This is a genomic window from Eikenella longinqua, from assembly GCF_001648355.1.
Lineage (GTDB): Bacteria > Pseudomonadota > Gammaproteobacteria > Burkholderiales > Neisseriaceae > Eikenella > Eikenella longinqua.
In genome coordinates this window covers 20,768-34,331 of sequence record NZ_LXSL01000017.1, presented here as the reverse complement: position 1 = coordinate 34,331, position 13,564 = coordinate 20,768, and the positions used below count along the sequence as shown (strand labels likewise).

Annotated in this window: 15 protein-coding genes; 5 read left to right on the top strand and 10 right to left on the bottom strand. The window is 60.8% G+C overall.

The genetic code is table 11. The features are described 5' to 3' along the window. Positions 1-20 precede the first annotated feature (20 nt). From A7P95_RS04795 to ilvC, 6 genes are all read right to left on the bottom strand, one after another. Positions 21-413, bottom strand: coding sequence for a hypothetical protein (locus A7P95_RS04795; RefSeq protein ID WP_067592003.1), 393 nt, complete (start codon positions 411-413; stop codon positions 21-23). A 122-nt stretch (positions 414-535) separates the two neighbouring features. Next, positions 536-2,305 carry an acyl-CoA dehydrogenase family protein gene (locus A7P95_RS04790; RefSeq protein WP_067592000.1) on the bottom strand — a complete coding sequence of 590 codons (1,770 nt, stop codon included), beginning with the start codon at positions 2,303-2,305 and terminating at the stop codon, positions 536-538. 220 nt (positions 2,306-2,525) lie between these two features. Further along, the gene (locus A7P95_RS04785; protein ID WP_067591997.1) at positions 2,526-3,221 is read right to left on the bottom strand and encodes an LrgB family protein; all 696 of its coding nucleotides are present in this window, start codon (positions 3,219-3,221) and stop codon (positions 2,526-2,528) included. Beyond that, positions 3,218-3,556, bottom strand: a complete 339-nt coding sequence (locus A7P95_RS04780) for a CidA/LrgA family protein (protein WP_067591994.1) — start codon at positions 3,554-3,556, stop codon at positions 3,218-3,220. The genes A7P95_RS04785 and A7P95_RS04780 overlap by 4 nt, the downstream gene beginning before the upstream one ends. Positions 3,557-3,785: 229 nt before the next feature. After that, on the bottom strand, positions 3,786-4,619 hold the full coding sequence (metF, locus tag A7P95_RS04775; RefSeq protein WP_067591992.1) for a methylenetetrahydrofolate reductase [NAD(P)H]: 834 nt from the start codon (positions 4,617-4,619) through the stop codon (positions 3,786-3,788). Between the two features lie 258 nt (positions 4,620-4,877). After that, entirely contained in the window at positions 4,878-5,891 is a 1,014-nt protein-coding gene (gene ilvC, locus A7P95_RS04770) for a ketol-acid reductoisomerase (protein ID WP_067591989.1), read from the bottom strand. 376 nt (positions 5,892-6,267) lie between these two features. On the opposite strand from ilvC, the gene A7P95_RS04765 reads away from it, so the two are divergent. From A7P95_RS04765 to A7P95_RS04755, 3 genes are all read left to right on the top strand, one after another. Next, the gene (locus A7P95_RS04765; RefSeq protein WP_067591985.1) at positions 6,268-6,555 is read left to right on the top strand and encodes a hypothetical protein; all 288 of its coding nucleotides are present in this window, start codon (positions 6,268-6,270) and stop codon (positions 6,553-6,555) included. Positions 6,556-6,693: 138 nt separating this feature from the next. Next, a complete protein-coding gene (locus A7P95_RS04760) occupies positions 6,694-7,029 on the top strand; it encodes a YnfA family protein (RefSeq protein ID WP_067591982.1) in 336 nt (111 codons plus the stop codon). Between the two features lie 43 nt (positions 7,030-7,072). Further along, complete coding sequence (locus A7P95_RS04755) at positions 7,073-7,555, top strand: aminoacyl-tRNA deacylase (protein WP_067591979.1); 483 nt, start codon at positions 7,073-7,075, stop codon at positions 7,553-7,555. Positions 7,556-7,634: 79 nt separating this feature from the next. On the opposite strand, the gene A7P95_RS12165 is transcribed toward A7P95_RS04755, so the two are convergent. From A7P95_RS12165 to A7P95_RS04735, 4 genes are all read right to left on the bottom strand, one after another. Next, positions 7,635-8,156, bottom strand: a complete 522-nt coding sequence (locus A7P95_RS12165) for a PH domain-containing protein (protein WP_067591976.1) — start codon at positions 8,154-8,156, stop codon at positions 7,635-7,637. A gap of 186 nt (positions 8,157-8,342) precedes the next feature. Further along, a complete protein-coding gene (gene ribF, locus A7P95_RS04745; RefSeq protein WP_067591973.1) occupies positions 8,343-9,281 on the bottom strand; it encodes a bifunctional riboflavin kinase/FAD synthetase in 939 nt (312 codons plus the stop codon). Between the two features lie 128 nt (positions 9,282-9,409). Further along, positions 9,410-9,727: a hypothetical protein gene (locus tag A7P95_RS04740; protein WP_067591970.1), complete on the bottom strand. Its 318-nt coding sequence runs from the start codon at positions 9,725-9,727 to the stop codon at positions 9,410-9,412. Between the two features lie 216 nt (positions 9,728-9,943). Next, positions 9,944-12,169 carry a primosomal protein N' gene (locus A7P95_RS04735; RefSeq protein WP_067591967.1) on the bottom strand — a complete coding sequence of 742 codons (2,226 nt, stop codon included), beginning with the start codon at positions 12,167-12,169 and terminating at the stop codon, positions 9,944-9,946. Positions 12,170-12,370: 201 nt separating this feature from the next. Between A7P95_RS04735 and A7P95_RS04730 the strand changes: the two genes are divergently transcribed. Continuing rightward, entirely contained in the window at positions 12,371-12,883 is a 513-nt protein-coding gene (locus A7P95_RS04730; RefSeq protein WP_067591963.1) for an O-acetyl-ADP-ribose deacetylase, read from the top strand. Between the two features lie 246 nt (positions 12,884-13,129). Next, positions 13,130-13,528, top strand: a complete 399-nt coding sequence (locus A7P95_RS04725) for a VOC family protein (protein WP_067591960.1) — start codon at positions 13,130-13,132, stop codon at positions 13,526-13,528. Positions 13,529-13,564: the final 36 nt, after the last annotated feature.

Genomic DNA, 13,564 nt, shown 5'->3' with positions numbered 1-13,564 from the left:
CTGGCCGTGCAGAATGGGTTTTAATCTATTCTTTCCCAGTTAAAATCCGGGTCGGTAGCAGGAATATGCCCTAATTTGAAATATTCAGCGGCACAACGGAATGCCAGCTCCCGATGAATGATATATTTTGCCTCGAATAGTCCGTATTGCCCACCGGCATTTAATTTCACCAATGGCGAGGGTGCCGTTTCAAGCGTGAGGTTAAACAGCACATCGTTTTCTTCGCCAGTTACCACGTATTTCCCATTGCCGCCGACCACCATCAGATAACTGTTGCCGGTGCTTAAATTGGCCAGCGTATGCTTGTTGGTGTCTAATTTTTCCAAAATGGACAATAATTCGGCCTCCGAAGAAATATTGAAAATTCTTTCTTGGCATCTAATGCCCATCCATTCGTCTAAAACGATTTCCATAAATTATTTGTTTGGCCTGTTTTCAGGAAACGCAGCTTGAGTTAGCTGCAGGCGTTACCCAAGCTGTGCGCTGTTGAAGGCTACCTGAAATTTTTCAGGTAGCCTTTACCATGCCGTGCGCTTTAAGACGAAGCCAGCGCGGTCAGCGGCACGGCGAGCAGGGTTTCGGCGCTGCCGCCGATGCGTTCGGCGCAGGCGTAGGCCTGGGGCAGCACGTAGGCGAGGTAGGCGCGGGCGATGTGCTGCTGGGCTTGGCAGAATTCGCTGCCGAAGCGTGCTTCGCTTTCCGGGCTGCGGGCGGCGAGGAAGTTTTTGGCTAGGGCGGCGGCGCCGAGGGTGAGGGCGGTTTGGTTGAGGAAGGCGTCGGCGTGAACGGCAGTGGCGGCGTGGTTGGCTTCGTGCTGTTGCAGCAGGCTGGCCACGCTGCGTTCGGCCAGCGCCAGGGCGCGGTTTAGCGGCTCGGCGGCAGAGGGCTCGATGGCGGCGAGCTCGTTGGCGGTTTGCTGGGCTTCGGCAAGCAGGCTGCGCACGAGGGCGCCTTTGTCGGCCACGGTTTTGCGAGCGAGGTCGGCGGCTTGCACGCCGTTGGTGCCTTCATAAATGGCGGTGATGCGCACGTCGCGCACGAGCTGTGCCACGCCGGTTTCTTCGATGTAGCCGGCGCCGCCGAACACTTGCATGGCGAGGTTGGACAATACCGTGCCGTTGTCGCTGCACCAGGCTTTGACGATGGGGATGAGGTAGTCGAGCCGGCTGCGGGCGGCTTTTTTGCCGGCGGGGTCGGGGTGTTGGTGGGAGGCGTCGAGCGCGGCGGCGGCTTGGATATACAGGGCGCGCTGGGCGGCGAGGGTGGCTTTCTGCTGGATGAGCATGCGTGCCACGTCGGGGTGGTGGATGATGGCGAGCGGGCTGCCGTCGGGGGCGCTGCCTTGGATGCGCTCGTGGGCGTAGGCGAGGGCGAGCTGGTAGGCGGCTTCGGCCACGGCGTGCCCTTCTATGCCCACGCCGAGGCGGGCGTGGCTCATCATGGTAAACATGTATAAGAGGCCGCGCCCGGCTTTGCCGATGAGATAGCCTTCGGCTTCGTCGAACTGCATCACGCAGGTGGGGCTGGCGTGGATGCCCATTTTGTGTTCCAGCGCGGTGGCGTGCACGCTGTTGCGCGCGCCGAGGCTGCCGTCGGGGTTGACCTTGTATTTGGGCACGATAAACAGGGAGAGGCTTTTGATGCCGGAGGTAGTGCCGGGCAGGCGGGCGAGCACGAGGTGGATGATGTTTTCGGCGAGCTCGTGTTCGCCCCAGGTGATGAAGGTTTTCTGGCCGCTGATGCGGTAGCTGCCGTCTTCCTGCGGCACGGCTTTGGTGGCCACTTGGGCGAGGTCGGTGCCGGCCTGGGGCTCGGTGAGGTTCATGGTGCCGCTCCAGAGGCCTTGGCTCATTTTGGGCAGGAAGGTTTGCTTCTGCTCTTCGGAGCCGTGGCAGGCGATGGTTTCCACCGCGCCCACGGTGAGCATGGGCATGAGGGAGAGGGCGAGGTTGCCGCAGTAGTACATTTCTTCGCACACGGCGGAGAGGATGGCGGGCAGGCCTTGGCCGCCGTATTCGGCGGGGGCGCGCAGGCCGGCCCAGCCAGCTTCGCAGAAGGCTTGGTAGGCGGCGGCGAGGTCTGGATGGGTGACGACCTTGCCGTTTTCCAGGCGCGCGCCGTGCAGATCGCCGGTGCGGCTGGTGGGCAGGAACACTTCTTCGCTGAATTTGGCGGCTTCTTCGATGATGGCGGCGGCGGTGTCTTCGTCGATGCCGCTTTCGGCATACCATTGGATGATGTCGGCGAGGTTGCCGTGGGTATGCAGGGAAAACAGCAGTTCGTTTACGGGGGCGCGGTAGGACATGGGGAGCTCCTTTGTATGGGGAATGGGATGGGATTGCCCTTAGCATAGCAAATCGGCAGGGGCTTGGGTATGGCGCAGGCGGGGTTTGTGCGGCGGGATTGATGGGCGGCAAAAAGGCTACCTGAAAACTGTTTTTCGTTTTTCAGGTAGCCTTTTGTGTGGCAGCGGGCAGAGATGGCTTGCCGGGTATGAATACCGGCTCCCGTTTTCAGGTAGCCTCTCACACGCCCAAGAGCGGCACGATAATCGGGGCGAGGAAGGAAGTGAGGATACCGTTGAAGATGAGGCCGAGGGTGGCGTAGGCGGCGAAGTGGCCGCTGATTTCCAAGCTGGCGGCGATGCCGATGGCGTGCGAGGCGGTGCCTTGCGCGATGGAATGGGAAATGCGGTTGCGGATGTGGCTGTGGCGCAGGAGCCAGAAGCCGATAAATTGGCCGGTGAGGCCGGCCAGCAGCACGGCGGCCACGGTAACGGCGGGCACGCCGCCCAGCACATGCGTGATTTCCAGCGCAATCGGCATGGTAACGGATTTGGCGGCCAGCGCCTGCGTAACTTCGTGCCCCGCGCCCAGCCAGTGGGCAAACAGCACGCCGGTGATGATGCCCACCACGCTGCCCACCACCTGCGAGGCGGCAATCGGCAGCCATTGCGTGCGGATGCGCGGCCATTGCTGATACATCGGCACGGCCAGGCACACGATGGCCGGTTGCAGCCAGAAGCCCACCATGCGGCCGGTTTGCATGAAGGTGTCGTAGCTGATGCCGCAGAGTTTCAGGTAGCCGATCACCAAAACCGTGCTCACCATCAGCGGGTTGGCCAGCGGGCTGCCACTGCGCAGGCGGATGAGCAGGCTGAGTCGGTACACGCCGAGCATGAGCAGAATCAGTACGATGGGGTTGGCGGCGAGCTCTTTCATTGCCGTTTCCTCAGGATTTCGTGTGTTTTGGCGCTGGAGAGCAGCACCAGGATGGTGCTGGCCAGCGTGGCCAACACAATCGACCAAAAATCCAGCACCACGATGGAGAAGTAGTCCATCAGCGCCACGCAGGCGGGAATCATCAGCAGCATCATGTGCTGCATGAGGAATTCGGTGAGCGGCTTGAGCCAGGTGTCTTTCACCCAGCCGGCTTGGAGCAGGCCGAACAAAATCAGCAGGCCGGCAATGCTGGCGGGGAGCTTGAGGTGGGTGAAGTGCAAAAACACTTCGCCTGCGGCCAGGCAGGCGAAAACGATGATGAGCGCGCGTAACATGGTTACTTGCCTAGGGAAAATAGTTTGAGAAGGGGCGGGATTATACACCGATGATTGGCGGGCGAGGAGGCAGCTTAAAGTAGATAAGCGCCCGATGGCGCTTGGTTTGCGGTAAGGCAAAATTTTAGGACTGCATGGTGAGGCCAAATCTGGCCAAGATGAAAGGCTACCTGAAAAACGCAATCCAGTTTTCAGGTAGCCTTTATTGTTTGCACCAGCAAGCGGCCGATCAATAGCCCAAGCGCTGGCAGATGGTGGAGGAGAGGCCGGCTTGGTTTAGGGTGTAGAAATGCAGGCCGGGGGCGCCGTGGCGCAGTAGACGGGCGCACATTTCGGTTACCACATCGAGCCCAAGGGCTTTGATGGAGGCGGTGTCGTCGGCGTAGGATTGCAGCTTGAGCCGCAGCCAGCGCGGGATTTCGGCGCCGCACATATCGGCGAAGCGGGCGAGCTTGGAGAAGTTGGCAATCGGCATGATGCCGGGCACGATGGGGATGTCCACGCCGCGGCCGCGCACATCGTCGAGGAAGCGGAAGTAGGCGTCGGCGCTGAAGAAGAATTGGGTGATGGCGGAATCGGCACCGGCTTTTACTTTGCGCACGAAGCTTTGGATGTCGTCTTCGGCGCTGCGCGATTGCGGGTGGTATTCGGGATAGGCGGCCACTTCGATGTGGAACCAGTCGCCGAATTGGCGGCGCACGAGCTCGACCAGCTCGTTGGCGTGGTGCAGGCCGGTGGTGCCCAGGCCCATGCCGGAGGGGATGTCGCCGCGCAGGGCGACCATGTGGCGGATGCCCATGTTTTTGTATTCTTGCAGCAGCTCGGTGAGCTCGCCGGCATCGAGGCCCACGCAGGGGATGTGGGGGGCGGCGGCCATGCCTTCGGCGAGGATGTCGCGGATGGTTTGCATGGTGCCTTCGCGGGTGGTGCCGCCAGCACCGGAGGTGCAGGAGAAGAATTCGGGCTGGTATTGGGCGAGCTGCTTGCGGGTGATTTTCTGCTTTTCGCGGCCTTCGGGGGTACGGGTGGGGAAGAATTCGAAGCTGAGGGTGTTGTTTTGCATGGCGGTGGGATAAGGGCGGTAAAGGGCGATACGGTAGCGGGCGACGGGGGTTTAGGCAAGGGCGGCGGGCTGAAAAATCGGCATCGGGCGATGAATGGGATTCATGCAGGTTGGATGCGGGCTGGGGTGCGGAAACGGATAACTGGTTTTCTAGAAAAGAGTTTTTTGCTTGATATGCGTGTGGAGCAAGAGAAAGAGGAAACAGGCTACCTGAAAAATATTTTTCAGGTAGCCTGTTGGCTTGCTGCTTAAGAAAGCTTAGTTTTTATCTTGATCCACCAGTTTGTTTTTGGCGATCCAGGGCATCATGCCGCGCAGCTGGGCACCGACTTTTTCAATTTGATGGTCGGCGGTGAGGCGGCGGCGGGCGGTCATGCTCGGATAGTGGGTGGCGCCTTCAAGGATGAACATTTTGGCGTATTCGCCGGTTTGGATGCGTTTCAAAGCATTGCGCATGGCTTCGCGAGATTGGTCGTTAATCACTTCCACGCCAGTAACGTATTCGCCGTATTCGGCGTTGTTGGAAATGGAGTAGTTCATGTTGGCGATGCCGCCTTCGTAGATCAAATCCACGATGAGCTTCATTTCGTGCAGGCATTCGAAGTAGGCCATTTCGGGCGCGTAGCCGGCTTCCACCAGGGTTTCGAAGCCGGTTTTGATCAGCTCCACCACGCCGCCGCACAATACGGCCTGCTCTCCGAAGAGGTCGGTTTCGGTTTCTTCGCGGAAGTTGGTTTCGATCACGCCACCTTTGGTGCCGCCGTTGGCTGCGGCATAAGAGAGGGCGATGTCGCGGGCTTTGCCGCTTTTATCCTGATACACGGCAATCAGCGAGGGCACGCCGCCGCCTTTGAGAAACTCGCTGCGCACGGTGTGGCCGGGGCCTTTGGGGGCAATCATCACCACGTCTAAATCTTCGCGCGGCACGATTTGGTTGTAGTGTACGTTGAAGCCGTGGGCGAAGGCGAGCACGGCGCCCTGCTTGAGGTTCGGCTCGATTTCGGCGCGATACACGGCGGGCTGGTTTTCATCGGGCAGCAGAATCATCACCACGTCGGCTTTTTTGGTGGCTTCGGCCACAGGCAGCACTTCAAAGCCGGCGGCTTCGGCCTTTTTCCAAGAGCCGCCCTGGCGCAGGCCCACCACCATGTTCACGCCGGAATCTTTCAGGTTGGCGGCGTGGGCGTGGCCTTGCGAACCGTAGCCGATGATGGCCACGGTTTTGCCTTTGATGAGGGAGAGGTCGGCGTCTTTGTCGTAATACACTTTCATGGGGAATCCTTTTCTGTATTCGGAAATCAAATAAACGGGATACGGGAAGTCGGCAGGCCGGCCGTGCTGCGGAATAATCGGGCTTGTGGCCGTTTGGGCGGGCGGCACGGGAGCGGGTAGGTGAGGCGCTGTCGCATAGGTGGGGCATACTACCCGATTTTTGACAGATTGGCAGCTTTTTGGACAAAATTTTTAGAAATCGGCAAAAAAGTTTGCTCTGAATAGATTATTTTAGACAAATTGTCTTGTTGTTGAGGATTTGCCGCGATGAAAGGCTACCTAAAATCTACGGATGCCCCGCAAACGGCATCATCATAGGAAGCAGGCGGTGCTTTGGTTATAATGCCGGCCTGATTCTGTTTGATAAGGCCTCGCCATGAGCCAACAAGAACTCGGCCTGATTTTTCTGCCTGCCGGCGTGTTTTTTATGTGTTTTGCCGGGCTGTGGCAGCTTTATGTGATGCTCACCGAAAGCTACACGCTCAACCGCTTTAAAGATAAGCAGCTGGTGTGGGCGGTGTCGCTGCTGTTTTTCAGCTTCAGCCTCGGCGTGTATTGGCTCTGCCCGAACGCGCGCAAGAAGGGCATCGTGTTTGCCGTGCTGGCCGTGGGCGGCGCGGCGATGTATGTGCTGGCGCGGCGCTGGCTGCCGTTTGCCAAATAGGCCGGCGGTTTTTAACTGCGTTGAAGCTGGCGCTTTCAGGTAGCCTGCGGGCAAGATGTAGGCTACCTGAAAACGTTGGCTTCCACACAGTGAAACCCATTTCGGCCAAGCCGACCCTCCACCCACAGACACCCCGCCATGCTGCCCCACACCGCCAAAACCCTGCTGCTGTTCCTGCTCACCGCGCTGGCGGAAATCGTCGGCTGCTGGCTGCCCTATTTGTGGCTGCGGCAGGGCAAAAGCGCCTGGCTGCTGCTGCCTGCCGCCGCGAGCCTGTCGCTGTTTGCCTACCTGCTCACCCTGCATCCGGCCGCCAGCGGGCGGATTTATGCCGCATACGGCGGGGTGTATATCGTTACCGCGCTGTTTTGGCTGCGTTTTGCCGACGGCGTGTTGCCCAAGGCGAGCGACTGGCTGGGCGCCACCCTGTGTTTGTGTGGCGCGGCGGTGATCATGTGGGGCGGCCGCGCGTGAAACCTTGTTTCCCCAGCGAATTTCCATTTTCAGGTAGCCCAACATGAGCAAACCCCACTATCCCGTTACCCCCGCCATCCGCTTTCTGCGCGAGCACCACATCGCCTACGAGCCGCACCTCTATCCCTATATCGAGCACGGCGGCACCGCCCAGCCCGCCGAATGCCTCGGCGTGGACGAACACGCCGTGATCAAAACCATCGTGCTGGAAAACGAGCACAAACAAGGCCTCATCGTGCTGATGCACGGCGACCGCCACATCTCCACCCGCCAGCTCGCCCGCCACCTCGGCATGAAGCACATCGAGCCCGCCACGCCCGAGCAGGCCAATAAATGGACGGGCTACCTGGTGGGCGGCACCAGCCCATTCGGCTGCAAAACCGCGCTGCCGGTGTATGCCGAACGCAGCATCTGGGATTTGCCCGCGCTCTACATCAACGGCGGCAAACGCGGCTTCCTGGTGGCCGTGCCGCCCGCCGCGCTGGAGAGCTTGGGCGCGCAGGCGGTGGACGTGGCGGTGGATTAGCCGGCGCTTGGTGGGCATAGGAAAGGCTACCTGAAAAAGTTCAGGTAGCCTTTTAATTTTGAAGGTTTCAGGCAACACGTTAGCCAAGCAATTCTTTTTTCTTTTTATCAAATTCCTCTTGGGTCAGTATCCCCTGATCCAGCAGATTCTTGAATTTTAAGATCTCATCAGCGGTAGATAAATGAGAAGAAACAGGTTGGGAGTGTAAGTTAGCTAATTCTTCCTTAGCCTTATTTACTGCATTTACAAACGGAACCAGTGTCTGTTTCGTGACGCCAGTTATTCCCATACGAGAAGCACCGTCCCAGATATCAATTTCGCCTAGCAGAAGTCCTTTTTTATAGCTTATTGAATTAATTTTTTCTAATGGTATTTCTACTTGTTTTAACCCAAATATCATGCCTTTATCTAAGAAAATGACTCGCTTATTAGTAGAAACAATCAACCATGTATTTCCATCCAATAAACCTGATGTTGCATAAGTAATTATTTCATCATCATGTATGATGTTAGGAAGTTCTTTTACTTCTTTTTTTGTTCCAAAAAAGTCTATAGCACCACAGTCTGTCAGCATCTGTTGGATTTCTTCTTGGCTTCTCATGATTATCTCCACTATAGTTAATTAAGATGAGCCAAAAGCATAGCATGGCTGATATAAAAGTTAAAGCATCCTTAATATTTGCTAGATAATGTTAAGGGGAAAGATGAAAACACAAAAAGGCTACCTGAAAAATGGTTTGAAACATTTTCAGGTAGCCTTTTTGGGATGTTGCAACGGTGTGAAGGCTTAACGCGAATGCCGTGCCAGCCACTCGCGGGCTTCGGCCATATCGGCGGCGATTTGCGCTTGCAGCTCGGGCAGGCCGGGGAATTTTTGCTCGTCGCGCAGTTTGTGCAGGAAGTCGATGCGCAGGCGCTGGCCGTATAGGTTTTCCGCAAAATCAAAGAGGTGCACTTCCAGCTTCTGCGTGGGCAGGTCGGACACGGTGGGGTTGAGCCCGAAGCTGGCCACGCCGGGGCGGCTGCCGAATGCGCCGTGTGCGGCCACGGCAAACACGCCGCCGAGCGGGTAGCGGTGCGGGGGCAGGTGGATATTGGCGGTGGGGCTGCCGATAGTGCGGCCGAGCTTGGCGCCGTGCTTCACGCGGCCGATGAGCGAATAGCGGTGACCGAGCAGGCTTTCGGCGTAGGCGAGGCGGCCTTCGCTCAGGGCTTGGCGCACCAGGGTGCTGCTGGCGCGCACGTCTTGCACCATCACGGAGGGGGTGCTTTCTGTTTGCATTTCGGGGCGGCGGCGCAGGAGCTCGATATCGCCTTGGCGGCCGGCGCCGAAGCGGAAGTCGTCGCCGATGAGCAGGTAGCGGGTGTTCAGCTGGCCGAACAGCAGGTTTTGGATAAAATCGGGCGCGGGCATGGCGGAGAGCTCGGCGTTGAAACGCAGCACCCACACGGCGTCGAGGCAGCCGGTATCGCGCAGCAGGCGCAGTTTTTCGCGAAGGGGGCTGAGGCGGAAGGGCTGTTCCACGCCGCGCCGCCGGCTGAAAAATTCCTGCGGCTGCGGCTCGAACACGATGGCCACGGCGGCCAGGCCGCGCGCATCGGCTTCTTGGCGCAGGCGTTCGAGGATGTGGCGGTGGCCGAGGTGGACGCCGTCGAAGTTGCCGATGGTTACGGCGCTGCCGCGCGGGTGCGGCAGAAACGCGGTGTTGCCGAAGCGGATGTTCATGGGATGTGGCGGGGAAACGAAAAGGGCGTATTGTAGCGGGAAGGACGGCGGAAAGCATCCGCTGTGGCGGGAAAGATTGAGGCTACCTGAAAATAAATTCAGGTAGCCTTTGGTTTGATGCGCGGGGATTAGCGGCGCACGTGGCGGCGCACGCAGGTTTCGGTGGAGGCGCGCATGCGGCGTTCAAACACGGGGTCGTTGCCGGTGCGGTCGTATTGCTCGAGCGTGCGTTTCCATTGGGCGGCGGGGTATTGCTTGGCGGTTTCGTCGAAGGTGCAGCCGCACAGGGTGGTGGCCATCGAGCGGTTTAGGGTGCTGCCGCCGGAAGTGGCAGACTGCACGCAGGAGGACACGAATTCGCTGCGCATCTGCTGCACGGTTTTGGCGGAAGCGGCAGGGGCAAGCACGGCGGCCAGCAGGGCGGCGGCAAACAGAGTTTTCTTCATGGGGTTTCCTTTTTGGGTTGCGGGATGAAACGAAAGAGACCACATTTTGCCGATACTTAGGGGGAATGTCTATCGGTTTTTAGTACAAATATCGGGCATGAATGTCCAAGCTGCAGCGGCATGAAAAGGCTACCTGAAAAATATCCTGCCCTTTTGGCGGCTTATTTTTCAGGTAGCCTTTTGCGCGGCAGGTATTGCCCATCCATCTATGGCGGCTCACATTTCCAGCGGGTCGATGTCCACCGACCATCTGGCGGCGGCAAACTGCCGTGCCAGCGCGGCGAGTGCCTGCTGCCAGAGGGACACTTGGCGGTGCAGGGCTTTGCGGCTGGGGCTTTCGAGGAACACCTGCGCGCGTTCGCGGCCGGCGAGCCGGGCCAGCAGCATGGGCACGGGGCCGAGGCAGAGCACTTCGGCCGCTTCGCTTTCCCCGTTTTGGCGAAACTCACTGCGTTCGTTTTCAGGTAGCCCTTGCTGAGCCACCCACTCGGCGGCCAGGCGCAAGAGTTCCAACGCATCGGCCATATTGGCGGCGTCGGCGCGGACGGCGGCGGTGTGGGCGAAGGGCGGCATATCGAAACTTTCTCTCTCGGCCAGTTCGGCTTCAGCGAAGGCGGGGTAGTCTTGCCGCAGGAGGGATTGGTACACGCGGTGCTCGGGCAGGCGGGTTTGGATAAACACGCGGCCGGGCAGCTCGGCGCGTCCGGCACGCCCGGCCACCTGCATCAGCTCGGCAAACAGGCGCTCGGGGGCGCGGAAGTCGGCGCTATAAAGGCTGCCGTCGGCGTTGAGCACCAGCACCAGGTTCAGGCGGGCGAAATCGTGGCCTTTGGCCAGCATCTGCGTGCCCACCAAAATGTCCACGCCGTTTTCGGCAATGCGCTGGTAGAGCCGCTGCCAGTCGCCTTTGCGCGCCACGCTGTCTCTGTCCACACGCTCGATTTTGGCTTCGGGCAGCTGCGCGCGCAGGGCTTCTTCCACCCGTTGCGTGCCGATGCCCACGGCGGTGAGGTCTTGGTTGCCGCAGCTGGGGCATTTTTTCGGAATGGGCACGGCCAGGCCGCAGTGGTGGCAGCGCAGCTGGCGGGCGCGCTGGTGCAGCACCAGCTTGGCCGAGCAGTGCGGGCAGCCGAAGGTGTGGCCGCAGTCGCCGCAAAACAGGGTGGGGGCGAAGCCGCGTCGGTTGAGGTACACCATGCTCATGCCGCCTGCGGCGTGGTTTTGCCGCAAGAGCTTGAAGGCGGCGGGGCAGAAGCCTTGATCCAGCGGCTCGCGGCGGATGTCGATGAGGCGGATTTCGGGCAGGCGGGCGGCGGCACGGGCGCGCTGCGGCAGGCTGAGCAGGCGGTAGGCACCGCTTTTCGCTTTGTGCCAGCTTTCCAGAGAGGGCGTGGCGCTGCCCAGCATAATCGGGCAGCCGGCTTGCCGCGCGCGCCACACGGCCAAATCGCGGGCGTGGTAGCGCAGCTCGCTGTCTTGCTTAAACGAAGCGTCGTGCTCTTCGTCCACCACAATCAGCCCCAAATCCGGCAGCGGCGTGAACACCGCCAGCCGCGTGCCCACCACCAGGCGGACTTGCCCGCACATGGCTTTCAGGTAGCCTTGGGTGCGCTCGCCGGCGGCGGTTTGGCTGTGCAGCACGGCGGTGGGCACCTCGGCAAAACGCTGTTGCAATCGGGCGATGAGCTGCGGCGTGAGGCTGATTTCCGGCAGCAGGAACAGCACTTGCCTGCCAGCAGAGAGCGCGGCGGCCATGGCTTCGAAATAGGTTTCGGTTTTGCCGCTGCCGGTGATGCCATGCAGCAGGAAGGGGGCGAAGCCCTGCGCCTGCGCCACCGCATCGGCGGCGGCCTGCTGCCCGGGGTTGAGCGGCACGGGCGAAGGCGGAATCGGCAGGCGGGCGGGGGCAACGGGCGTTTCGGCGGCGAGCCAGCCCTGCGCCTGCCAGGCGGCCAGTTGCACGGCGGCTTGCGGCGCAATGGCGCGGGCGGCGCTCCGGCTCAAGGGCGCGGCCAGCAAGGCCTGCCACAGCGCGGCCTGGCGGCGGTGGCGCGGCGGCGGCGTGGGCTGCTGCCGCCCCAATTCAGTGAGCGCAAACCACGGCTCGGGCGGCGGCAGCGGGCAGGGCTTGGCTTCGCGCAGGCCGGCCGGCAGCGCGGTGAAGGCGGTTTGGCCGATGGAGTGGTGATAATAGCGGGCGGTGAATTCGATGAGCTCGCGCCAGGCGGCGGGCAGCGGCGGCTCGTTTGCAAACATCTGCGCCAGCGGCAAGATTTTGGCGGGATCGATTTCCGGCGCTGCGCACGCGCCCCACGCGATGCCGGCCACGGTTTTGCCGCGAAAGGGCACGGCCACGCGCGTACCGGGCGCGGGAATGCGGTCGGCGCGGTAGGTGAGCAGCTTGTCGAGCGGCACGTTGAGGGCAACTTGGCAGTAGGGCACGGCAATGGGAGGCGGGGAGGGAGACGGCGGGTATTGTACCTGAAACGGCGGCGGCAGATTTCAGCCAGCCTCTTGGGTCGGCAGCCGAGCGGGCGTATCATGCAGGCGAAGCCTAGGCTACCTGAAAAATGTGCAACGCTTTTGGCTGCGCCCAAACATTTTTCAGGTAGCCTTCAACCCCACAGCAGCAAGGAAAGCGCCATGCCCGCCACACTCGAAACCATCCAAGCCGACATCACCACGCTGGCGGTGGACGCCATCGTAAACGCCGCCAACTCCTCGCTGCTCGGCGGCGGCGGGGTGGACGGGGCGATACACCGTGCCGCCGGGCCGCAGCTTTTGGCCGAGTGCCGCACGCTGGGCGGCTGCCTGCCGGGCGAAGCCAAAATCACCCGGGGCTACCGCCTGCCCGCGCGATGGGTGGTGCACACCGTCGGCTCGGTGTGGCGCGGCGGGCGGCACGGAGAAGCGGCGCTGCTGGCCGCGGCCTATGCCCGCTCGCTCCGGCTGGCCGCCGCGCACGGCGCCAAGAGCATCGCCTTCCCCTGCATCAGCACCGGCGTGTACGGCTATCCCGCAGACGAGGCGGCGGAAATCGCCGTGCAGGCCGTGCGCGACACGCTGGCGCAATGCCCGCAGGTGGCGCGCGTGGTGTTTTGCTGCTTTTCGACGCAGGATGCGGCGCGCTATCGGCGGCTGTTGGCGGCTACCTGAAAAATGTTTGGGCGCAGCCAAAAGCGTTGCGCATTTTTCAGGTAGCCCTTTGCTTGGCCGCAGGCCGGATTCTGGAATCCGCCATGCCCAATGGTTTAAAATCACTATAGCGAATCAAATTGGCTTTCGATACCAGGCAGCGAGCCGCAGACAGTACAGAGGAGTACGGCAAGGCGAGCTAACGCCGTAGCGAAAGTTAAGTTGGTTCGCTATAAGCCATTCCCCACCCGCAAAAGGAGTTCTGCCATGACCCAACCGCAAAGCGCCCTGTCGCACGTTTCCCTCGGCACCAATCAATTCGAGCGGGCCGCCGCCTTTTATGATGCCGCGCTCGCCCCGCTGGGCATCCGCCGCGTGCTGGATTTGAGCGAACACCGCGCCATCGCCTATGGCCGCGCCTTCCCCGAATTCTGGATTCAGGCGCCGCACGACGGGCAGCCCGCGCAAACCGCCAACGGCGTGCACATCGCCTTTTTGGCGGAAAACAATGCGCAGGTGGACGCCTTCTACGCCGCCGCCCTCGCCCACGGCGCCCAGCCCGACGGCGCGCCCGGCAAACGCCCGCACTACGGAGAAGCCTACTACGGCTGCTTTGTGCGCGATTTAGACGGGCACAAAATCGAAGCGATGGCTTGGAACGAGTAGATTTGCTGGAAATTTGCTGGAAAAGAGAGGCTACCT